This window comes from Agrilactobacillus fermenti, from assembly GCF_021030645.1.
GTDB lineage: Bacteria > Bacillota > Bacilli > Lactobacillales > Lactobacillaceae > Agrilactobacillus > Agrilactobacillus fermenti.
This window is the reverse complement of record NZ_JACGCJ010000026.1, coordinates 17,782-38,411: the sequence shown is the minus strand read 5'-3', so window position 1 is coordinate 38,411 and position 20,630 is coordinate 17,782. Positions and strand designations below refer to the sequence as shown.

Sequence of the window (20,630 nt, the reverse complement as noted above, 5' to 3'; positions counted from 1 at the left end):
GTAGGCCAATGAAATGAAGTTTCTCATCAATAGAATATCTGGAACCTTTTCGGCCCATAAAAAATACTCCTTCCTAAGCAAACAGGTTTTAATTATTTACCTGTCTACTTAAGTAGGAGTATAGCCGATTGAGCACCTTTTGATTAATTTCTGCTGTAATTTGTTTATTGACATTGCATTCTGAGGATTGGTTTTGAAGTGTATCCGAAGAGTTTCCATTATTCGATGACGGTTTATCAGATTGGCCGGACATGACATATTTCCCATCTGCTTGTTTGATCCATGAACTCTGTTCATCCCAACCAAAAGCATAACTTAAACTTTGATCAACAATCTCGGCTGCTTTTGGTAAAGCACCCTTAGGAATTTTATTGAGATTGAATACCACTTCAGTCCCAACAACCGGAACTTCAAAGCCTTCTTTTTGAGAGAGGACGAGTTCTTGCAATTGTGTCGGGGATAACTTTTGACTGCCGAGTTTATCTAATTCACCGGCTAATAAATTATCTCTGGCAATGATGCCACCTTGATGATAGACATAAATTGTTTTACCAACCAAGTCGCTGGCTTTTCCAGTAAACTCTTGATGAACGTAAACTGATAAAATTGTTACTGGCATATTTTGTGCAGCAGGTACATTGGTCCAATTTGTAATGACGCCTTGAATGGTCGCTGTCGTTTTATGAACCATATCTTGGTAACTATCTCTGCCAAAAGCATAACTTGCTTCACTTTTATAAGTTTGCTTTGGAAGCTTGTTCAGGTTATCTTGTTGGATTTTTTGGTGCTTCTTTGCGATTGCTAAGGTATTTTGATACTGATTTGTCCGATGCATCGAGGTGGTTGGTTTTGCCTTTTGATTAGTGGATTCTTTTTGTGTTGTACATGCCCCCAAAAATATTGGTAAGCTTAAGCACAATAATGAATGAGCAATTAGTTTTTGATTTTTCATCCCTTAAGTTTATCATTATTTGAATCCTATTGTCTTGTGATCAGAATAAACATTATGGAAAGATACTGCTGATCTAAATCAACGGGGTAGTAACTATTTAAATAACAAAAAAGAAGCCTTAGGCAAAAACACTTTTTTGTCCAGGGCTTCTTGGGGAATAGGGGGAGAGATGTATTTATCTTTTCTACATTTTTGGGAGGAAGGTATTTAAGATAAGTGGGTTATACATCTCTGTAACTATATTATTGCACAAAACGTTTTAAAAAACTCTCAAATTTGTTAAAACCCAAGTCTCATTTTGAAAGTTTACGTTATTAATTAGATAACAACTGTTTCACATCTGGATGCAACGCATGAATCCCACGATAGTCGATCTTGCCATTTCCAGTTCTTGGCAACGTTTTTAGAAGGTAGAATTTCTTCGGAACTTTGTAGTGAGCAAGATATTGGCGGCCAAAGGTGGTCAATGTTTGAGTCGAGAGCTGGGCTTGTGGCTTAGCAACGATATAGGCAATTGGGATTGCACCCCATTGCGGATCAGACTCGTGACTGATCACAATTTCTTGAATATCAGGGTAATTGTGGTAAACATCTTCGATTTCATTGGGGAAAATATTTTCGCCGCCGCTAATAAACATCGTGTCCTGTCGACCTTTTACGAAAAGAAAATGGTCAGCATCAAGGTAGCCAACGTCACCAGTTTTAAACCAATGGTCTGGGGTAAACTTTTTTTGAAAAAGTTCTGGTTGATTCAGGTAGCCTTGAGCGATCGTTGGACTTTTCAATTGGATTTCGCCCAATTTTTTATTTTTCGGATGATCGATTCGAAGCTGTACCGGGAACAAAGCTTGCCCTGAAGAGCCTAGTTTACGTTGCGCGTCTTTGAAGTTTAACGCGACGACATTTGAAGCAGTCTCAGTCATCCCATAAGATTGGACTACCGGAATATGGCGCTGCTGGCACTGGGTCAAAGTTTGTTGGTCAATGGGGCCACCGCCGAGAAACATAATTCTAAATTTTGACTGGTAGTGTTGAGCTAAGGGTAATGTTGCTAGTAGCTTTTTTAACATATAGGGGACGACAGATATGATGGTGACCGGTTCATGACTCAATAATTCGTTAATACGCTGGGCTGAAAATTTAGGCTCCAAATAGACCGTGAGGCCATAGATCAAACTACGCATCATGATTGACAAGCCACTAATATGAAATAATGGGACCGCACAGAGCCAAGCGTCTTGGTCAGTCAGTTGGAAGTTTAGCCCCGTGCCAATAGCCGAATAGAAATGATTGCCAAAAGTTTGCATGACGCCTTTGGGTCGACCAGTGGAACCAGAAGTGTACATAATATCAGCCAACTGATCATTTTGAAATTCGGTTTGAACTTGGAACGGTTTAATGGCCGCCCGCGTTAATTCGGCTGTGGTGATCGTTGGCATATTTAACTGTTCCGGGGATATTACGCTGCTTAAAGTTTGGTCCAAAATAACCAGCTGTGGCTGGGCATCACTTAGCTGTAAATTTAATTCCCTAACAGATAGGCGGAAGTTTAGCAGTACTAAAGGTAAACCTAATTGATGAACCGCTAGAATTGCTTGATAAGTGATCAAATTATTATTACCAATCACCGCAACAGGTCGCTGATCAGTGAGCTGCCGGTTGATTTGACCAGCTAGCTGTTGAACCATTTGATTTAATTCTGAAAAAGTAATGGGCTTGTCTTGATAAACCAACGCTATTTTTTCGGCAGAAAGCTGGCTACGTTTTTTGAGCCAATTTTCCATAGCATGACCTTCTTTTTGTGGAGATTTGGTGGGGAAAAACGTGCCAAAAGGTAACGACTTTGTCACGCTCTGATTAAACGCGTTCACAGCTCCAGTTTTCTCACTCAACTACGAATGATTTGTGGGAAAGTGCGGCCACTGTATCATTCTAGGTTGTTACTCGAAAACAACCCGAAGCTGCTCACGCTCTGTTAAATGCGTTCGTGTGCCCAACTTCATCACTCAACTACGATTTGCTAATGGGAAGATCGCCCCTTACGCAAATCTAGGTTGATGCTCTGAAGCAAATCGGGCTCACTCACGCTCTGTTTTATGGGAACTTAGGGAATTGATCAAAGTCAGGGTCACGTTTTTCATTGAAAGCGTCGCGGCCTTCTTTACCTTCATCAGTGGTGTAAAAGAGCATGGTTGCGTCACCGCCGAGTTGCTGTAATCCAGCAAGGCCATCAGTGTCCGCGTTCATCGCTGCTTTGATAAGGCGGATCGCTGTTGGCGAGCGTTTAAGAATCGTTCGGCACCAGTCAATGGTCACTTTTTCGACGTCAGCTAGTGGGACGACTTTATTGATCCAGTTCATGTTATAAGCTTCTTCAGCTGAGTAAAATTCATTTAAGAACCAAACTTCTTTAGCCCGTTTATGACCGATGACGCGGGCTAGGTAGCCAGAACCATAGCCAGCATCGAAACTGCCGACTTTTGGTCCGGTCTGACCAAACTTAGCGTTGTCAGCGGCAATGGTCAAATCACAGACAAGTTGTAAAATATTACCACCACCGACAGACCAGCCCTTGACCATAGCAATGACTGGCTTTGGAATCACGCGAATCAGACGTTGGAGATCCAAAACATTCAAACGCGCGATATGGTCAGGGCCTACATAACCACCATTGCCGCGAACAGTTTGGTCGCCGCCAGATGAGAACGCCTTATCACCAGCACCAGTTAAAATGATGACGCCGATGGTCGCATCATCACGACAAATGTTGAATGCGTCGATCATTTCCTGTACGGTTACAGGTGTAAAAGCGTTTAGATGTTGCGGTCGATTCATTGTGATCTTAGCGATTTTGTCCATACGTTCGAAGATGATCTCGCTGTAATCTTTAACTTTGGTCCATTGAAATGCTTCTGTAGACATATATGTATACCTTCTTTTAGGAGTGATTGGATGAATATTTTAGAACACCTTGGCATTCAGACTGTGCAATTAGATGCCAAAACAACGATTCTGGAAATGCCCGTCGCCGATACGGTAAAACAACCATTTGGTATTTTACATGGTGGCGTTAATAGTGTGTTGGCTGAAACAGCCGCTAGTCTGGCTGCTAATGAATTTTTACGAACTCAGCAAACCCAGCAGGTTGCAGTAGGTGTAAACATTCAAACGAATCATTTACGAGCAGTGACTGGTGGTGTGCTCCAAGCAAAATCAAGTCCAGTCCGGTTAGGCCGCCAATTGCTGGTTTATCAAGTCACGACTTTTCAAAAAGGTTCGCAAGTAGCGACCAGTCTTAGTACAGTCACACTAACTGTTAAAACGGTGTCAAAATATTCAGACAAGTCTTAATTTAGCAGATATTTTGGCTAAATGCGAGTATTGATGTTATCTGATAACAATCGTTATGACATATATTGCCGCGTTAAAGTTGGCCAAAGCCTGTACTGTTAGGGAACTGTCAGATCCAAATACCTTATAGGGGGCGAATCTGCTAAATTTAAAAGGCGTCATTGATTGATGCTGTGATGGACTTCTGGGTTTGGAGGCAGAAAATGCGGCAAAGCAAATTTAAAATGGTAAATTGTTTTTTCCTGATTGTTTGCTTGTGTTTTTTAACCTTGCAACTCAGTCGGCCACAACGTATATCTCAAAATACGGTGACTGCAAGTACGACTGACCAAACGCCAGTGACGACAACGCAGACATCGACTTGGGTGCGGCATTCCGTTGAACTTAAACAGCGAATTGATCTGATTATCAAGAGTATTCAATTTTGGAATTATTAATTATTTGGATTGTCTTACTGTGCTTTTTATGATCCTGGGTTATAATATGGATTGTATTGCACCATATTCTTTGGAGGTGCCCAATGATCCTTATTATTTTGTTAGATATAGCAATGATTGCTAGTGCAGCATATGGTGTGTATTGGCAGTCACAAATTACACTACGCGCACGATATAGCTTATTTACACCTATTTTAGGTGTGATTTTGAGTATCTGGGTATTGGCAACACCCGGGGCTGCCAATTGGCCCTATATTATTGGTGTTTCGTCATTTATTCTAGTAAACATTATTAATGGCGTCGGTGGTATTGGCAATAAACGCTTGGTGACAACGGGCTTCTTTTCTCGAGTTGTGCCCTATAATAACTTTTCTGAAATCACATTGATACCCGTCGATCTCCCCGATGGTAAGAATCGGGTGATCGCTATTTTCATGACGATGACACATCAACGGGTTCAATTAACTTTTAATCAGACGGTGGAAGCCATTCGGACAGAGTTACAAAAATATTTGCCAGATAATGTCCCCATTAACGTTGAAAACATTAATCAAATGTGACTAAGGTAAAACACCAGTGTTTTTATTTTCAGCCACTAGTTCATTAAGCTTATTTTTGGGGCAAACGTGTTTTAAAAGGCCACGCCATCACCCAATTTAAATGAAAAATTTACCCATAACGTAAGCTTAGGCTGGCGCTCAAAAACGACCCGGGATGCTTACGCTCTTGGTTTGTATTGCCAATTTGTGCTTGTCACAGTTACAATATTGTGGAATAATCGTTCTAGGTGAGAGTGAGACAAAAGGCGTTCAGTGGCCGAGCACTAACAAGAGTCACGATAAATGGTGGGCTTTTCCATTTGAGTGATTCGTAGTTAAGTGAGGACATTGCCTTTTGGAACACGTTTAAGCAATAAATATTCGTAATTAACAAGTGGCTGAAAACAAAACGTTAGTTTTGTCTCAGCCACATGCGCAAAGAAATAAAGCATGTCTGTGAGCATGCATTTTGGAGGCAACACAAATGGAAACCACGAAACTCAATATGTCTACAACTACCCGCAATCAGCGTCGAACGATTTTATCGACGAGTGCGGGTTTTGCTTTGGAAAATATGGATGTGATGTTTCTATCGTTCGCACTGGCACCCATTATTGCTGAACTGCATATTTCCGGTGCAGCAGCCGGGATGATCAGTTCCATCACGAATTTAGGCATGTTGGTCGGTGGCATTATTTTTGGTTTAATTGGTGATCGGGTCGGCCGAGTAAAGACGTTTACTTATACGATCTTTATTTTTGCTTTTGCTACTGCGGCCATGTTTTTTGCTAACTCAATCTGGCTGATCTATCTTTTGAGATTTATCGCGGGGATCGGCGCAGGTGGCGAATACGGTGTTGGCATTACCCTGATTGCTGAGAATTTTCCGAAGCACCGAGTTGGTCGAATGACTAGTGTAGCCGCTGTTGGTGGTCAAGTAGGCGCTATTTTTGCGGCAGTAGCAGCAGCTTTTATTATGCCTCGCTTTGGTTGGCAGACCTTATTTTTAATTGGTCTGCTGCCAGTGATCTTGGCTTTCTTAGTTCGCAAACATCTACAAGAAAGTGATGTATTCTTGACTGACAAGGCACGGGCAGATCGACCTAAAGCTCATCTTGGGGAACTGTTTGCTCCTATTAAGTTGGCGGCCCAAACATTAGGATTGATGTTTATGGTCGTGGTACAGATTGCTGGCTATTTTGGACTAATGAACTGGTTGCCTACGATCATGCAAAAACAATTGGGCATTACGATTTCTGGATCATCACTATGGATGATCGCGACCATTATTGGTATGAGTATTGGGATGGTCACTTTTGGAAATATTCTTGATCGTTTGGGCGCCCGTTTAGCTTATGGCATTTTTCTACTTGGTTCGGCAGCATCGGTTTTTCTCATTACGGTAGTTGTTAATGAAGTGACTTTGATCTTTGCCGGGATGATTCTTGGCTTCTTTTCAAACGGTATGTTTGGCGGTTATGGCGCCATTATTTCAAGATTATACCCAACACATGTGCGTGCCACCGCAAACAATTTGATTGTTAATGTTGGTCGGGCAATTGGCGGATTCTCATCGGTTGTCATTGGTTTTTTAATGGACCATTACAGTTTGGTCATGGTTATGGGATTCTTAGCAACCTTATACATACTCAGCTTTGTGGTCATGCTATCACTACCAGCGTTACGATGTTTGAAGATGGGCGTTAAAACAGAAACCAGCGACATCGACAGTTAAGGGCTGTTCCCCTGGAAGTTAGGTTAAAAAATCTAATTTCTGGGGGCTTTTTTTACAAAAATAGGACATATTATCTAAATCCAGAAACTTTTAGTTGCTATCTATACCAAAATGCAATACTATAATAACAGATACTTATAAAAAGTAAGTGGACGATGTGTAGGAGGTATTCATCTCATGGTAGATATTGAACATTTAGAATTTGGATTAGAAACTTTTGGTGATATTGTTGCAAATGAAGACGGTAGCTTAAAGACAGCAGCCGAGTCGATTCGGCAAATTGTACGTGAAGGTCAGATGGCTGATGAGCTTGGCTTGAGTGTCATGGGTGTTGGTGAACATCACCGGCCAGATTACAGTGTTTCTAGCCCTGAGACGGTACTTGCTGCCATTGCCTCGGTGACAAAGAATATCAAATTAGCCACAGCTGTAACAGTTTTGAGTTCAGATGATCCTGTCCGTGTCTACGAGCGGTTTGCTACTTTAGACGCGCTATCGAATGGACGGGCACAAGTGATGTTAGGTCGGGGCTCTTTCACAGAATCTTTCCCACTATTTGGTTATGATTTAACAGATTATGATGATTTATTTAATGAAAAGTTGGCATTGTATGATCAATTACGGACGGAAAAGCCAGTCACTTGGTCTGGTAAATTCCGTGCCGCTCTACAAGATCAAGAAGTCTATCCGAAGACTGAAAAGGGTGCTCTAGAAACTTATATTGGGATCGGGGGCTCACCGGAGTCAATTATTCGAGCTGTGAAATTTGGCTATAAAGTAATTATTGCGATTATTGGCGGCCAAGCAGATCGCTTTAAGCCCTATATTGATCTATATCATGCGGCGGCTGAACAGTTAGGCAAACCAGAATTTCCAATTGCTGTGCACTCTCACGGTTTTATTGCCGATGATGAGGATGAAGCGATTGAAGTAGCTTTCAAGAATATCAAAGCCAACTTCGACCGTATTGGTCTGACGAGAGGCTGGGCACCAATGAGCCGGGAACAGTTTGATGGTGAAACCAAAGTCGGTTCTTTCTATGTTGGGAATCCTGAAACTGTGGCACAGCGGATGGCACGAACCATTGATCTCCTTGACTTAGGCCGATTCGACATCGTTTACGGTGCCGGCAACCAAACAGCAGCTCAGCGCGAGCGCATGATTGAATTGTATGGCACCAAAGTCGTGCCTCGGGTGAAAGAGATCTTGGCAGAAAAGGCGGCGACGAAATAATGGCAATTCGACGTGTTGGTATCTTGGGTGCTGGTAAAGTCGGGATCGTACTTGCAGGGTTAGCGCTAGCTGCGGGTTATGAGGTGCGTATTTCTGGATCTGATTCCGTTGAGAAAATTGCTTTGACAATTAAGACCTTAGTACCTGGGGCAATTGCTTCCGAGAACACAGAGGTTGTAGCCAATAGTGATGTGGTTATCTTGGCAATACCTCTGAGTCGTTACAAGAATATTGATCCGACACTGCTTCAAGGAAAACTGGTTATTGATGCGATGAACTACTGGTGGGAAACAGATGGTATTCGTGAAGAAGTCTTAGATCCAACGACAACATCTAGTGAGCAGGTACAGGCTTACTTCAAGGGTGCGACCATTGTGAAGACATTCAACCATATGGGTTATCATAACTTGCAAGAAGAAGCACGGCCTAAAGGGGACGCTAAGCGAAAAGCATTATTTGTGACCGGTGATGATCATGATGCGGTTGATCAGGTGGCAGCGTTCGTCGACAGCATGGGTTTTGATACCGTCGTACATTATCAGATGGCTGATGGTATCATGACTGAACCTGGCAGCCCACTGTTTGGCGCTAGTTTACGGCATGATGAATTAAAGCATACCATTGATCATTTTGATCAGACTGATTTTGGCAAACAGATCGCTGATCGAATGCATTAGTTTGCCAGCTTCATTTAAAAATAGCGACGATTATAAAAAAGAAGCTTCTGAGACAAAACGAATGTTTTGTTCCAGAAGCTTTTTTTTACAGAGTAAAACTATAAAATCGGTGATAGTAAGCGGGAGAAGTATTGCTTGAAACGTAACCAATTTCCCTGGTGCTCAATGATATCGTCCGTTAGTAAAGTAGAATCTTCAATGTCGGCCATGAAAATTTCAGTTAATTGATGACTAACAGAGCGATCATAGATATAAGCATTGCATTCAAAATTAAGCGCATAGCTGCGGAAATCTTGATTCATAGAACCAACGGTACAAATTTCATCATCGATCACTAAGGTTTTGGCATGGATAAAACCATTGTCATAAATATAGATTTCAATACCTAGCTGATGCAAGAAATTCGCATAATACTGGGTGGCACGATAGATGAACGGGTGATCTGGTTTATCTGGAATCATAATTTTAATGTTGACGCCAGAACGCGCAGCCACCATAAGGGCACTGGTCATAGATTCGTCTGGGATCAAATAAGGTGACTGAATCAAGATCGACTTCTTAGCCTCTAAAACCGCTCGAATCGTACCGCCTTTTAGAATTTCTTCCTGAGTGTCGGGGCCGTCAGAAACAATTTGGATACTGCTGTTGCCGGACAGTTCTTCAGTGACTGCACGGAAATATTTCTCGTTATAACCAATTTTCATAGCTTCATTCTTGACAGAAGCGTTCCAATCCATGATGAAGCGCTCCTGTAAGGAAGAAGAAGCCGTCCCAACAATGCGGATATGGGTATCACGCCAATAGCCAAACTTTTTCTTCTTACCTAAATATTGATCCCCGACGTTAAAACCGCCAGTCCAGCTGATGACCCCATCAACAACAACAATTTTACGATGCAGATGGTAGTTTAAACGTGTTTTGGCAATTAAGTTCTGGGAGGTGATAAAGGGCGTTACTTGTCCCCCTAGGTCAATCAACTTTTGGAACCAGCGTTTGTTAGCTTTAGGCGAGCCCCAAGGATCGTAAATCAAGCGAATCTCTAAGCCTTCACGAGCTTTTTGTTCTAACAAACGTAAAAATTGATTACCGATATCATCATTATAAAAAGAATAATATTCAACATGGACTGTTTCTTTGGCTTGTCGAATATCGTCAAATAAGGCATCGAATTTTTCTTGCCCATCAGTAAAAATCTTGACCCGATTACGTTTGGTTAATGGTGCGTCTTCGGTTCGATTGAAATAATGGATCAATAATTTAGCACGATGTGTGGTAGAATCAGGATTTTTAGTTCGGTTTTCAGCTTGATTATCTAACAAAATCATATGTTTCAGCCGCGCTAAACCAACGTGTTCTTGGTGGGTCAAGTCAAAGATATTCTCTTCGGCAATACCCCGACCCAAAAAAGCGTATAACAAGAACCCGACCACCGGCAGAAGCAACAGCGCCAGCAACCAGGCTAAGGTTGAAGTAATATTGCGAGGTCGATGAAACACCGTCAGCATGGCGACGGCGGTATTGATCACAACCAAGACTATTAAAATATTTACAAAGATCTCCATCGCTAACTCCCTCGTCCAATAATACTATAATCATGGAATAACCCCTTGGTAAAGTCAACATGAGAGAATTAAATTTATGGAAATTATTTATTTATTGATTGTACCCGAAGCAGCTGGTGGTAATTGTGCTGGTATCTTTTTGTGATGTTCTGCCCGTGCTTTAAGCGCCCATAAAATCGAAACTGTATCAACTATTTCTTGGAACATCGCGCCAATAAAAGCAGGGATCAAACCAGTACTGGCAATCAGCATCAGGCCGATGCAAATGGCAATACCGATCCAGACTGCTTGCTTGGCAACTTTCATCGTATCTTGACTGATGGTCATTGCCCGATTGAGATAACTTAAATCGTCTTTTAGGATCACCACATCAGCCGATTCACTAGCCGCAGTGGAACCATGAGCACCCATGGCAACACCCACATCCGCTTTTGCTAGGGCAGGGGCATCATTGACACCATCACCGACCATCATTACAGGGTGCTGGTTTACCGGTAGCGTTGTAATTAAATTAATTTTTTCTTCAGGGAGACAGTCCGCTTTGACCATATCGATCCCAATTTGTTTGCCTACCGTCTCAGCAATCGCACGCTGGTCACCGGTGATCATCAAAGTTTGGGCGACGCCCTGCTGTTTTAACCGTTCCAAAGTTGTGGCAGCTTCGTGCCGGATTTGATCTTTAAAAGTAATGTATCCAGCAAATTGACCATCGATGTTCACGTAAATGGCAGTTTGCGTGCGTGGCGTCTGGGTACCCTTAGGATCCGCTAAAGCTAATTTACCGGCTTTGACAATTTTACCATTGACTTGGGCTTCGATTCCTTGGCCCGTGTGTTCCGTTAAATGGTCACAGTTAAAAAGCGGCAATTCTTTGGCAGCTTGGACCAGAGAACGGGCAAGCACGTGATTGGAACTTTGTTCAGCACTAGCTGCATATTGTAATAAGTCGGTTTTAGTGAAAGGCGCTTGAGGCACAATCTGATCTAAAGTTAACTGACCAGTCGTCAATGTTCCGGTTTTATCGAAAGCTGCTGTTTTCACCGTGGCTAATTTTTCAATGGTCGTGCCACTTTTGACAATTACACCGTTTCGGCTGGCTCGACTCATACCGGAAACTAGGGCAATGGGTGCGGCTAAAATCAACGGGCAGGGTGAAGCAACCACTAGGACTTGCGCGAAACGAACTGGATCTTTAGCCAGTAACCAAGCAATGCCCGCGATCAGGTAAGCAATCGCGGTGAAGGGTACCGCATAGCGATCGGCTAAGCGGACAAACTTAGCTGGCCGTGCTTGAGATTCAGCTACCAAGCGGACGATTTTTTGATATTGAGAATCAGTCGCCAATTGTTCAGCGCGTAGACGTAGTGCCTGGCTGCCATTGACAGAACCTGACATGACGGTATCGCCCGGAGCTTTATAGACGGGCCGTGATTCACCGGTCAGTGATGCTTCATCAACTTCAGAAGTTCCAGTGAGAATCTTACCATCAACAGGAACGGTTTCTCCAGGGCGCACCACTAAAGTGTCGCCGATTTGGACCTGATCAATGTTGACGTCTTCCAGCGTATCATGTCGCAAAATATGTGCAGTTTCAGGTGTATTATCCAGCAGTGACTGCAATTCTTTACCAGCTCGGTGGGCGGCATAGTCTTCCAAGGTGTCGCCACCGATCAGCATGATCAAAACAACGATACTTGCCCAATATTCACCCACGGCTAAAGTTGCTACCACAGCTGAAATAGCCAGCAGATCAACGCCATATTTACCGCTGCGCAGTGTTTTGACCATTTCAATCAACATCAAAAAACTGAAAAAAGCGCCAGTCAAGGTAATTAAGATTTGCGCCCAATCCGCGTGGCCCAAGGCAAACTGCAGAATTAGTGCCACCACACCAATCGTCAAAATACTTAGTAGTTTGCGCGCATGCATGGCTACCCCTCCTTTTGAATGATAATTATTATCAATTGTGTGTTATTAAATAATGACTTATATTAAAGCCTTACTAACCTAATTATATCATTTAGACTTGTCATAATGGTATGGCAGCTAGTGATATTTAAAACAAAGGGTATTCCCTGATAAAATTTATTACGTATATAAATAATAATTAATATTAATAACAGATGGTATTTTAAACGCTTAATTTATCTCATTATGCTATAATGGTTTTATAATTTTTGCGGAGGCTAAATAATGGCACATTGGTTGAACTTAAAGCGCAGTATCACCTATGTACAGCCACTTCAGTAATTAGAATTAAAATTTACTGGAGTGGTGAAATTGAATATTAATTATTTACACAATATCCGTCAGGGCTATGGTTATGCCTTTTTTGCGTATTTTGGCATCACGAGTTTATGGGTGATCTACTTGCAGACCAAGGGTTTGACCTTGGTTGAAATTGGCCTATGTGAAAGTATCTTCCATATTGCCAGTGTCTTGTTTGAATTACCTACAGGGGTCCTTGCTGATCGCTTTTCCTATCGCATAGTGTTGATTGGCGGCCGTCTAGCAGCAATTATTTCGGCTATCTTAATGATTCTTGGACAACATTTTTGGCTATTTGCGGTGGGATTTATTTTTCAGGCTTTATCTTATAATTTGCAGTCGGGCACGATTGACGCCTTACTTTATGATTCTTTGAGTTTAAGTCGGCGAACACAAGCTTATCCAGCAGTGATCAGTCACACGAATATGATCTATGAGCTGGCTGATAATTGCGGTGTGCTGATTGCTGGCTTTTTGGTTCATTGGCATTTTGTATGGACATATGGCATTGCCATCGTTGTGGCAATTTTGGCAATAGGGATGGTACTTTTTATGAAGGAACCTAGTCTGCCACGCTCGACGGAAAAGCCTTTGTCTATTATTAAAATTATACAATTGGCTTATCACACCCTTAAGACCAAACCGTTATTGCGGCGCTTGATGCTCTACCATGCTTTATTTGCTACTTTTTGCACGACCTATTATTTCTATTTCCAAACAGTCATGACAGCAAATCATTTCCCAGGCTGGCTGATCGATCAAATTGGCTTTGCCGGTACATTTGGCAGCGTGGGTATTGGGGTGCTTCTGGTAAGCTTGTTAGTAAAGGGTTATTCATTTTGGCAGGATAAAAAGAGTGTCAATTAGTAAAAAAATAATCGCACTTAATTAATGGTTCCATTAGTAATTTGAAATAAGTTTTAATGAGTTTTATACTAACACCACACTGACCGCAAGGAGGTTAATTACTGTGTCGCGAAGTTTCATTGTAAAGCTAGCTATTGGTATGTTACTTTCATTTGCAATCATGTGGTATCTCTTAACAAAGCATGATTCGTCTTATAGCTTAGTAGTTATTGGTGGGATTGTGGCTGCAATTTCAGTTGGTGCAGCAATTGCTGAAATAATTACCGGAACTTTTCAAACTAAAAAACGAGATTAGCTAGTACATTTTATTAATGTGCTTTCAAAAGCAAAAACATGCCTCAAACTTTAGGAAGCTAAGTGCAGTGAAATACAACTAAAAAAACCGTGACTGAAAGCAAAATTTGTTTTCAGTCACGGTTTTTATATATAGTGATAAAACTTTACAACTTTAGCATAGATAGTTACTCGATATATGAGCCTATGTAAACCAATATGAGATTTAATGAGTAATATAATACTATAATACCCTCGAGGTGATCAGTATGGCTAGTACGAATAAAAATAAAAAGTGGATTCAAGTGGAAGTTGATGCAGATCTCTATGATGATTTCAATCGGTGCTCATTAATACCTTACTAAAAAAGGTTGTTGCCGAAGGTCGTGTCCCATTTGACCTGGCTCAAACCAAGAGTGAACGATTAAACTTTGAACTCGGACAGCAAGTTCGTCAGACAAATATTCCTGTGATTAAAGATCCTAGAGAAGTTGACCATTATCTGCTAGAAAATAGCGATGCCCACTACGATGCCCACCAGTGACGTTGGCTTAGAGCCTCCGTCATAGCTTGCTATAGGTCCCATATCTTTTATATCTTTCTCGAACGCGACATATTCAGAAGATTGGGGGTCTTCCAATTATAGACAGAGAAGGTCTAACTCAATTCTTACGTGAAAGAAATGCCTTGTGAAAATAGGGCTAGTGTTTTAATTATAAATGTTTGTTGATTAAACGTGTTACAAAAGAAAAGGACCTCACTTAAATTGAAAAATTGGCGCTTGTCGTGATTCTTGTTAATGCTTGGTTGTTGTACCCTGCTCTCGAAACTTGAAAGATTTGGAGAGTGATTCTGTTTAGTTATTTATAGTTAATAAATGAGCAAGTATCTATGATGTTGACTCCTAGAGATAGGAATAAATAAAACAAATAATTCTTTTTCAGGTGGCAATACAGTTCAGTATTAGTAGAGAATTATATTTGATGAATACGAAGGCTTTCCAAGAGTCAGGATGGGAAGTCAAGTCGAAGTACAAAAAAGTTAGATAATCAATAGAACCCAAATTAGTGGCTTTATTTCGATATTAAATCGGAGTCAGGCTATTTTGATAATCGCTTTTGTTATTATTTTGGTTTCCATTAGTACTTGAATGAAGTTGTTAATCTTAGAAACCTCAAAACCTCAAAACCTCAAAACCTCAAAACCTCAAAACCTCAAAACCTCAAAACCTCAAAACCTCAAAACCTCAAAACCTCAAACCAAAGTGTTTTTTATTAATATACAGAATTACAATGAATAAATATTTAATTAATTTAAAAATAATAAGATACTTTTTTAATTCTTAAAATAAATATAATAAGTAAACAAAAATTAATAAAATAAACATTTGAAAACGCTTGTATTTTTTTAAAAAAGTGCTACACTAACTCTGCGAGATGTCTGCAAATTTATTTTAAGGGGGAGCTAGCCATGAAAAAATGACTATGCTTAAAGATGTAAGGGTTATTGTGTTTGCGATGATTTTTATTTTTTCTTTTTCTCTTTTCTTTCTTTCGGGTAAAACTTTTGCAAGTTCGAGCTATGAGATTCCGATTAATTCTTTAACACAATCTGAGGGATCTGTGACCTTCGATGATTCTGGTAAAGTAGTCCAAGCATCCGATCCATCACTTCTTCCGGAGAATTCTATGATTGAGCCTAGAGGAGAATTATGGATAAAATACGTTTAAATTTAACAATTAATTATTCTATGTCATGTTTTTTAGTGTCGACGGATGAATTAGTCCAGAGACACTTATTTTTTTCTCTTAGCTATTTATAAAGTGGATACAAATAACAGGATTTTCAGTTGGAATTCTGTACAGTAAGATTGTCATCAAACGCCACAATGGTCACTATTTAACCGATTAGAAAAAAGGGATTGTACTGAAGCATGCCCAAATCAGTACTTGTATTTGGGTTAACACTTCAGATACAAAGTGGACACATACTATGTACACTATATTGGGGGAGATCATTATGAAATATATCCGTTTATTGATTTATTTGACCACCTTATTCATGATTTTATTGATCGGGATTGTTTCAAATAAGAGCCATGAGTCTTATTTGATTAATAAAAATATGAATGTAGCCCATAATTACCCACAATTCGCTTTACCAACGCCTTCTAATGTAACGCAGGTGACGTCCGTTGGGTCTGTCAAAAAAGTTTTATTAGCAGCACATAAGCAAACTGGTGTTAATGTGGTGTTTGTTGCCGTTAGCTTGGCGCCTAAATTACAACCAAATGGTCTTTTTCATACGGATGCAACGCACATGTTTTTTTATACTTTAGCTGAAAAACAGTCTGATATGGTTAAGAAGTTGGGGGCCTCTACTTGGAAAATTAACCGGGGCACCGTATATAGCAATGATCCCGAAATAAAATCAAACACAAGGTTACCCTTTATCTCGAATCGCGATTATATAACCATCTCATCGTTTAAAAAAGCACCGAATTATTTAGATGGCTATTATTTTATTGATAGCCAATCAAATTATGATAAAGAACAATTTCTAAACAGTGTTCGAGCAAATTTCAATCGTGAATTTAACACAAAATTTGCGCAGGTAGATTTCGAAAAAACACCCAAATTTCCTTATGGGGCAACTGACACTTTTTTTGACCTTAAAATTGTCTTAGGGCTATCATTTATCTTATTTATTTGTTTAATCACATGGTATGGCGTTCTTCTATTTCAAAGGATAAAAGTATATGCATCATTAGGCCTTGATACGAGTACTATTATGTGGCGAACCATTGGCCGAAATTTAACGATTATTTCAATTTTAGGTATGATTCTTGTTGCCTTCATTTTTCGAACTGTAGCCCTTTCCTTTTTCTCAACTGCTATTTTAGCTATTGCTGTGGGCCTAGCCTTATTAATTGTAACGGTTAAAATTGTATATTGGGAATCTTTTAAAACGACAAAATCTGTTTACAAGCTAAAACCCCAGTTCATTTGGGCATTCGGTATATTAAAAATATTGCTTATTTCTTTAACGGTAAGTATTATAGCTCCGGTGACTTCAAACTTTGCATCGTATTTGGAAAAAAATCAGGATAAAAGTTCGAATCTTTTTATGAATCTTTATCCTGTATCGGTTGGCTTTGATGCGATTGAATTTGATAAAGATGACCACGGTGTGCAGATTGGTATTGAGAATGCGCTATATAATAAAATTACTGAAATGGGTGGGGTTATTTCAGATCCAGAAGTGTTAGACACTAATTTAACAATGGGATCAAGTTTTAGTATAAATTCAAATTACCTTAAATATAATCCCTTGGTTGATAAAAATGGCAGACGGCTGAAGATATCAATGTACGAACGCGAAAGAATTGTACTCATTCCTGAAAAGTATGAAGCTCAGATTGTTAATTTGAAAAAAGATTTGGACAACGTTTATCAAGGTAAAAGCTTTAAAGTGATATACATCAAAAACAATCAAAAAATGCAGACTTATGGGGTACCTAATGTAACCATTCCAGTCCCAAGGACAATATTTGTCAATACCATTAATAACTCTGTTTCAGGTGATAGGCCATTTTTATCAAGCCTGGATGATTACCACAATGCGTTAAAAATTCCAACAAAGGGTACGAGTCCACAAAAGTTTTATAAAGAAATACTACCATTATTGAAAAAGTATCATCTTGAAGATAATTTACAGTCGATCATCCCAGAAAATCAATTACCGGGTGTTGTATTTAATGCTACGCTGGGGGGAACACTGGTTTATAAATTACAATTATCAGTGATATTTGTCTTTAGTATTGTGATTATCTTTTATTTCTACCAATTATTTTCGCTTGCAAATGGCCGCAAAATAGCAATTCATAGTCTTAATGGAAGATCTATGTTTGCGGTTTACTGGCCAATTATTGTCATAAATGTGGTGCAAATCATACTTTTAATCGCTCAGGTTCTTCGTATATACAGTATTGGCGGGGTAATCAATATTATTTTCTTTTCTATTGTTGATACTGTCGTAGGGGTACTTTTATTAAGACACTTCAAAAATATTTCAGTAAAGAATCTTTTTAAGGAGTAGCTCAATGGAAATTAAAATTAAAAATCTAAGCAAAGCAATTAAAGATAAAGAACTGTTCACAAATATTTCCGAAAGTCTGCACCCAAAGGACTTTGTTGCGATTACGGGGGAAAGTGGTTCTGGGAAGACGACGTTACTGAGTATTATTGGCTTACTTGAGAATTGGAATGATGGCTTTCTCCAATTTGATAATTATACGTTCACAAATCCTAGAGGCGGAACTGCTACAAAAATTCGTAAGCATAAATTTGGGTTTATTTTCCAAAACTATGGTCTTTTTGAAGAAGCGGATGTTCAAAAAAATTTGAATATTGCATTCACTTCAAAAGTTAGTCAAACTGAGCGTCAAAATAAAATTATGGCAGTTTTACAGAAAGTTAATCTAAACGTCTCAGTGAATCAACCGGTCTTAACATTATCTGGTGGGGAAAAACAACGATTAGGTGTTGCCCGGGCGCTTTTACGTGAGCCAGAGGTATTATTGGCAGATGAGCCAACAAGTTCACTTGATGACCATAATGCTGAGGCAATCGTTACGCTGCTTAAAGAATTCGCCAATAGCGGCAAAATCGTTATTGTTGCAACGCATGATGCTAGATTGATTAAGGCAGCCACAAAAAATATTCATATTGCTTATCCAAGATGATCGTATGTTGTTTTTGGGGTTAATAAGGTAACGAGACAAAAGATACAACTAAAAACCGTGCCTGAAAGCAAATTTGTTTTCAGGCACGGTTTTTAGTTGTATCTTTTGCCTCACTTTCGAGTAATCAGGATTTATAATCTCAGAGAAAATCACCAGTTTGACAAGTTGTTTTGATTAATTATTTAACCATTTTTTTATATTTTTCTTGTTTACCCCATTGACATCTGGTTGAATAGGATCGTTTCTATAAATTTTTTGTTTATTGGCATCAACGAGCCACCCAGCTGGATAAGTCATTTTCTTATAATTGGTATTTGATGAAGTGTATCCTGCTGTCGGTGCACCGAAAACTTTTACATTTTTATTTCCTTTTAAAGCTAACAAAACATATTCAGCTGCGCTTGCTGTATTATTATTTATTAAAACGGCTATTTTTGTTTTCATTAACTTTTTATCTTTTAAAACAGTTACAGAATGAAAATCATCTTTAACCGTTAAATTATTGGCATTTGCCTTATAAAATAAAGTTGTACCTTTATTACTTTTTTTTGCAGATAATTCAATTGAGTGGTTTATTCCGTTAATTTGTTCATATAGAAGTGCCTTGTTATTTTGCTCAAACGGTGATATGGCCAGTATCATCGCTTCTGATGACCCACCCAAATTATTCCTTAAATCAATTATCAGTCCACTTTTTTTACTAGCAGCACGATATATGATTTTTCTCGATTTGTAAATATATTTATTAAATCGTGCCTTTCCCTGAGATTTATCATTACTAAAATTAGGGAGTATAAGGGCATCGTAACCATAGAGCTCTTTTTGTTTCGGCTTACTATTTAGAACATGAGATTTTAGTAATGGCTTATTTTGTTGTATGAAAGCGTGTTTGTTCGCTTGCTTAGCTACTTTATTCATTTTTGCATTGGTAAGTATCACCGTATTCTTATATTGTTGATACCATCTTTCCTTGTTTACATGTTTATCAAAAACAGCTGTTTTATAGAGCTTGTTGACATATTCTTTATTAGTTAAATTAACTTTAATCATTGCGCTAACAGTTAACACGACCATCAAAATAGCGATACCAATAAGTATTGGTATAAAATTTTTCTTTTTCTTCAATTTAAACCTCTTGATTTAAAAGTGATAAATATATTATAACTGTATACTATCATTTATATTAATACTTTACAAAAAAACTATCTTCTAAAATGTTAAATCCTTTTAGAGATAGTTTTTGTTAGATATGCTAATTAATTATCGTTCCGATTATTACCAAATAGCAAAATCAATCGTAATAACTGTAAGAAAGTAGATAGGGCGGCGGCAACATATGTGAGTGCCGCTGCTGTCAGTACTTTTTTAACCATTGGGACTTCATCGCTATTCAATAAAGGACCGCTGGATAAAATTCGAACGGCGCGGATAGAGGCATTGAATTCCACCGGCAACGTAACCAATTGAAAAAGTAAAGCTAACGAAAAAGCCAAAATACCAATATTGATCAGCGTTTGATTCCAGCTCAGTAAAACACCGACTAAAATTAGTGGAAAAGAAACAGAAGTACCAATATTAGCTAAAGGCACAAGACCAGCGCGGAGTTTAAGGGGCGCGTAACCCGTGTGATCTTGGATGGCATGGCCCACTTCATGGGCAGCTACGCCAATTGCGGCCACTGATGTGGAATTGGCAGTCGCTTCTGACAAACTCAACATTTTATTTTGGGAGTTATAATTATCGGTTAAGTTACCACTAATCTGCTGGATCTGAACGTCATGGATGCCCGCTTCTTGTAAAATATACTGGGCTGCATCCGTTGCAGTAATGCCTTTTTGGCTGCCGTATTGGTCGTACTTACGGAACGTACTGTTCACGTAAGCTGACGCAAGGCCTGACAATACGAGCCCAAAGATGACTAAGATAAAGGTCCAATCGAAATAAAATGGCATGAACATAGTGTACACGTCCTTTCATAAACTTATTATGCAA

At 39.4% G+C, this 20,630-nt stretch carries 19 protein-coding genes; 12 read left to right on the top strand and 7 right to left on the bottom strand.

What is annotated here, in order from left to right; all coding sequences use genetic code 11:
- Positions 1-88: 88 nt before the first annotated feature.
- From FHQ08_RS09730 to menB, 3 genes are all read right to left on the bottom strand, one after another.
- Positions 89-952 carry a hypothetical protein gene (locus FHQ08_RS09730; RefSeq protein ID WP_230914220.1) on the bottom strand — a complete coding sequence of 288 codons (864 nt, stop codon included), beginning with the start codon at positions 950-952 and terminating at the stop codon, positions 89-91.
- Positions 953-1,266: 314 nt separating this feature from the next.
- The gene (locus FHQ08_RS09725; protein WP_230914219.1) at positions 1,267-2,736 is read right to left on the bottom strand and encodes an o-succinylbenzoate--CoA ligase; all 1,470 of its coding nucleotides are present in this window, start codon (positions 2,734-2,736) and stop codon (positions 1,267-1,269) included.
- 310 nt (positions 2,737-3,046) lie between these two features.
- Complete coding sequence (menB, locus tag FHQ08_RS09720) at positions 3,047-3,874, bottom strand: 1,4-dihydroxy-2-naphthoyl-CoA synthase (protein WP_230914218.1); 828 nt, start codon at positions 3,872-3,874, stop codon at positions 3,047-3,049.
- A 30-nt stretch (positions 3,875-3,904) separates the two neighbouring features.
- Between menB and FHQ08_RS09715 the strand changes: the two genes are divergently transcribed.
- The 6 genes from FHQ08_RS09715 (at position 3,905) to FHQ08_RS09690 (ending at position 8,924) form a co-directional block, all read left to right on the top strand.
- Positions 3,905-4,303 carry a PaaI family thioesterase gene (locus tag FHQ08_RS09715; RefSeq protein ID WP_230914217.1) on the top strand — a complete coding sequence of 133 codons (399 nt, stop codon included), beginning with the start codon at positions 3,905-3,907 and terminating at the stop codon, positions 4,301-4,303.
- A gap of 203 nt (positions 4,304-4,506) precedes the next feature.
- A complete protein-coding gene (locus FHQ08_RS09710; protein ID WP_230914216.1) occupies positions 4,507-4,740 on the top strand; it encodes a hypothetical protein in 234 nt (77 codons plus the stop codon).
- Positions 4,741-4,823: 83 nt separating this feature from the next.
- Positions 4,824-5,300 carry a hypothetical protein gene (locus FHQ08_RS09705; RefSeq protein ID WP_230914215.1) on the top strand — a complete coding sequence of 159 codons (477 nt, stop codon included), beginning with the start codon at positions 4,824-4,826 and terminating at the stop codon, positions 5,298-5,300.
- A 463-nt stretch (positions 5,301-5,763) separates the two neighbouring features.
- A complete protein-coding gene (locus FHQ08_RS09700; protein WP_230914214.1) occupies positions 5,764-7,014 on the top strand; it encodes an MFS transporter in 1,251 nt (416 codons plus the stop codon).
- A 177-nt stretch (positions 7,015-7,191) separates the two neighbouring features.
- Positions 7,192-8,247 carry an LLM class flavin-dependent oxidoreductase gene (locus tag FHQ08_RS09695; protein ID WP_230914213.1) on the top strand — a complete coding sequence of 352 codons (1,056 nt, stop codon included), beginning with the start codon at positions 7,192-7,194 and terminating at the stop codon, positions 8,245-8,247.
- Positions 8,244-8,924, top strand: a complete 681-nt coding sequence (locus FHQ08_RS09690; protein WP_230914223.1) for an NADPH-dependent F420 reductase — start codon at positions 8,244-8,246, stop codon at positions 8,922-8,924. The genes FHQ08_RS09695 and FHQ08_RS09690 overlap by 4 nt, the downstream gene beginning before the upstream one ends.
- Positions 8,925-9,022: 98 nt before the next feature.
- Here the strand turns inward: FHQ08_RS09690 and cls are convergent, their stop codons facing one another.
- Both cls and FHQ08_RS09680 read right to left on the bottom strand, forming a co-directional pair.
- Positions 9,023-10,486 carry a cardiolipin synthase gene (cls, locus tag FHQ08_RS09685; RefSeq protein ID WP_230914212.1) on the bottom strand — a complete coding sequence of 488 codons (1,464 nt, stop codon included), beginning with the start codon at positions 10,484-10,486 and terminating at the stop codon, positions 9,023-9,025.
- Between the two features lie 87 nt (positions 10,487-10,573).
- Positions 10,574-12,415: a heavy metal translocating P-type ATPase gene (locus FHQ08_RS09680; protein WP_230914211.1), complete on the bottom strand. Its 1,842-nt coding sequence runs from the start codon at positions 12,413-12,415 to the stop codon at positions 10,574-10,576.
- A 351-nt stretch (positions 12,416-12,766) separates the two neighbouring features.
- Here FHQ08_RS09680 and FHQ08_RS09675 point away from each other — a divergent pair, with 351 nt between their 5' ends.
- The 6 genes from FHQ08_RS09675 (at position 12,767) to FHQ08_RS09650 (ending at position 18,638) form a co-directional block, all read left to right on the top strand.
- Positions 12,767-13,621: an MFS transporter gene (locus tag FHQ08_RS09675; protein WP_230914210.1), complete on the top strand. Its 855-nt coding sequence runs from the start codon at positions 12,767-12,769 to the stop codon at positions 13,619-13,621.
- 103 nt (positions 13,622-13,724) lie between these two features.
- Positions 13,725-13,916, top strand: coding sequence for a hypothetical protein (locus FHQ08_RS09670; protein WP_230914209.1), 192 nt, complete (start codon positions 13,725-13,727; stop codon positions 13,914-13,916).
- A gap of 321 nt (positions 13,917-14,237) precedes the next feature.
- Complete coding sequence (locus FHQ08_RS09665; RefSeq protein ID WP_230914208.1) at positions 14,238-14,438, top strand: hypothetical protein; 201 nt, start codon at positions 14,238-14,240, stop codon at positions 14,436-14,438.
- Between the two features lie 940 nt (positions 14,439-15,378).
- Positions 15,379-15,624, top strand: coding sequence for a hypothetical protein (locus FHQ08_RS09660; protein ID WP_230914207.1), 246 nt, complete (start codon positions 15,379-15,381; stop codon positions 15,622-15,624).
- Between the two features lie 289 nt (positions 15,625-15,913).
- Positions 15,914-17,992, top strand: a complete 2,079-nt coding sequence (locus FHQ08_RS09655; protein ID WP_230914206.1) for a hypothetical protein — start codon at positions 15,914-15,916, stop codon at positions 17,990-17,992.
- 4 nt (positions 17,993-17,996) lie between these two features.
- Complete coding sequence (locus FHQ08_RS09650; RefSeq protein WP_230914205.1) at positions 17,997-18,638, top strand: ATP-binding cassette domain-containing protein; 642 nt, start codon at positions 17,997-17,999, stop codon at positions 18,636-18,638.
- A 174-nt stretch (positions 18,639-18,812) separates the two neighbouring features.
- On the opposite strand, the gene FHQ08_RS09645 is transcribed toward FHQ08_RS09650, so the two are convergent.
- Both FHQ08_RS09645 and FHQ08_RS09640 read right to left on the bottom strand, forming a co-directional pair.
- Positions 18,813-19,763, bottom strand: a complete 951-nt coding sequence (locus tag FHQ08_RS09645; RefSeq protein WP_230914204.1) for a S41 family peptidase — start codon at positions 19,761-19,763, stop codon at positions 18,813-18,815.
- Positions 19,764-19,894: 131 nt separating this feature from the next.
- Positions 19,895-20,596 (bottom strand): zinc metallopeptidase, encoded by a 702-nt coding sequence (locus FHQ08_RS09640; RefSeq protein ID WP_230914203.1) that lies wholly within the window; start codon positions 20,594-20,596, stop codon positions 19,895-19,897.
- Positions 20,597-20,630: the final 34 nt, after the last annotated feature.

Bases quoted from the DNA above. Each gene is read 5' to 3' on its own strand.
- cls (WP_230914212.1), bottom strand. From the start codon at position 10,486: ATGGAGATCTTTGTAAATATTTTAATAGTCTTGGTTGTGATCAATACC.
- FHQ08_RS09650 (WP_230914205.1), top strand. From the start codon at position 17,997: ATGGAAATTAAAATTAAAAATCTAAGCAAAGCAATTAAAGATAAAGAA.
- FHQ08_RS09695 (WP_230914213.1), top strand. From the start codon at position 7,192: ATGGTAGATATTGAACATTTAGAATTTGGATTAGAAACTTTTGGTGAT.
- menB (WP_230914218.1), bottom strand. From the start codon at position 3,874: ATGTCTACAGAAGCATTTCAATGGACCAAAGTTAAAGATTACAGCGAG.
- FHQ08_RS09725 (WP_230914219.1), bottom strand. From the start codon at position 2,736: ATGGAAAATTGGCTCAAAAAACGTAGCCAGCTTTCTGCCGAAAAAATA.
- FHQ08_RS09710 (WP_230914216.1), top strand. From the start codon at position 4,507: ATGCGGCAAAGCAAATTTAAAATGGTAAATTGTTTTTTCCTGATTGTT.
- FHQ08_RS09640 (WP_230914203.1), bottom strand. From the start codon at position 20,596: ATGTTCATGCCATTTTATTTCGATTGGACCTTTATCTTAGTCATCTTT.
- FHQ08_RS09660 (WP_230914207.1), top strand. From the start codon at position 15,379: ATGCTTAAAGATGTAAGGGTTATTGTGTTTGCGATGATTTTTATTTTT.
- FHQ08_RS09705 (WP_230914215.1), top strand. From the start codon at position 4,824: ATGATCCTTATTATTTTGTTAGATATAGCAATGATTGCTAGTGCAGCA.
- FHQ08_RS09700 (WP_230914214.1), top strand. From the start codon at position 5,764: ATGGAAACCACGAAACTCAATATGTCTACAACTACCCGCAATCAGCGT.
- FHQ08_RS09715 (WP_230914217.1), top strand. From the start codon at position 3,905: ATGAATATTTTAGAACACCTTGGCATTCAGACTGTGCAATTAGATGCC.
- FHQ08_RS09655 (WP_230914206.1), top strand. From the start codon at position 15,914: ATGAAATATATCCGTTTATTGATTTATTTGACCACCTTATTCATGATT.
- FHQ08_RS09730 (WP_230914220.1), bottom strand. From the start codon at position 952: ATGAAAAATCAAAAACTAATTGCTCATTCATTATTGTGCTTAAGCTTA.
- FHQ08_RS09680 (WP_230914211.1), bottom strand. From the start codon at position 12,415: ATGCATGCGCGCAAACTACTAAGTATTTTGACGATTGGTGTGGTGGCA.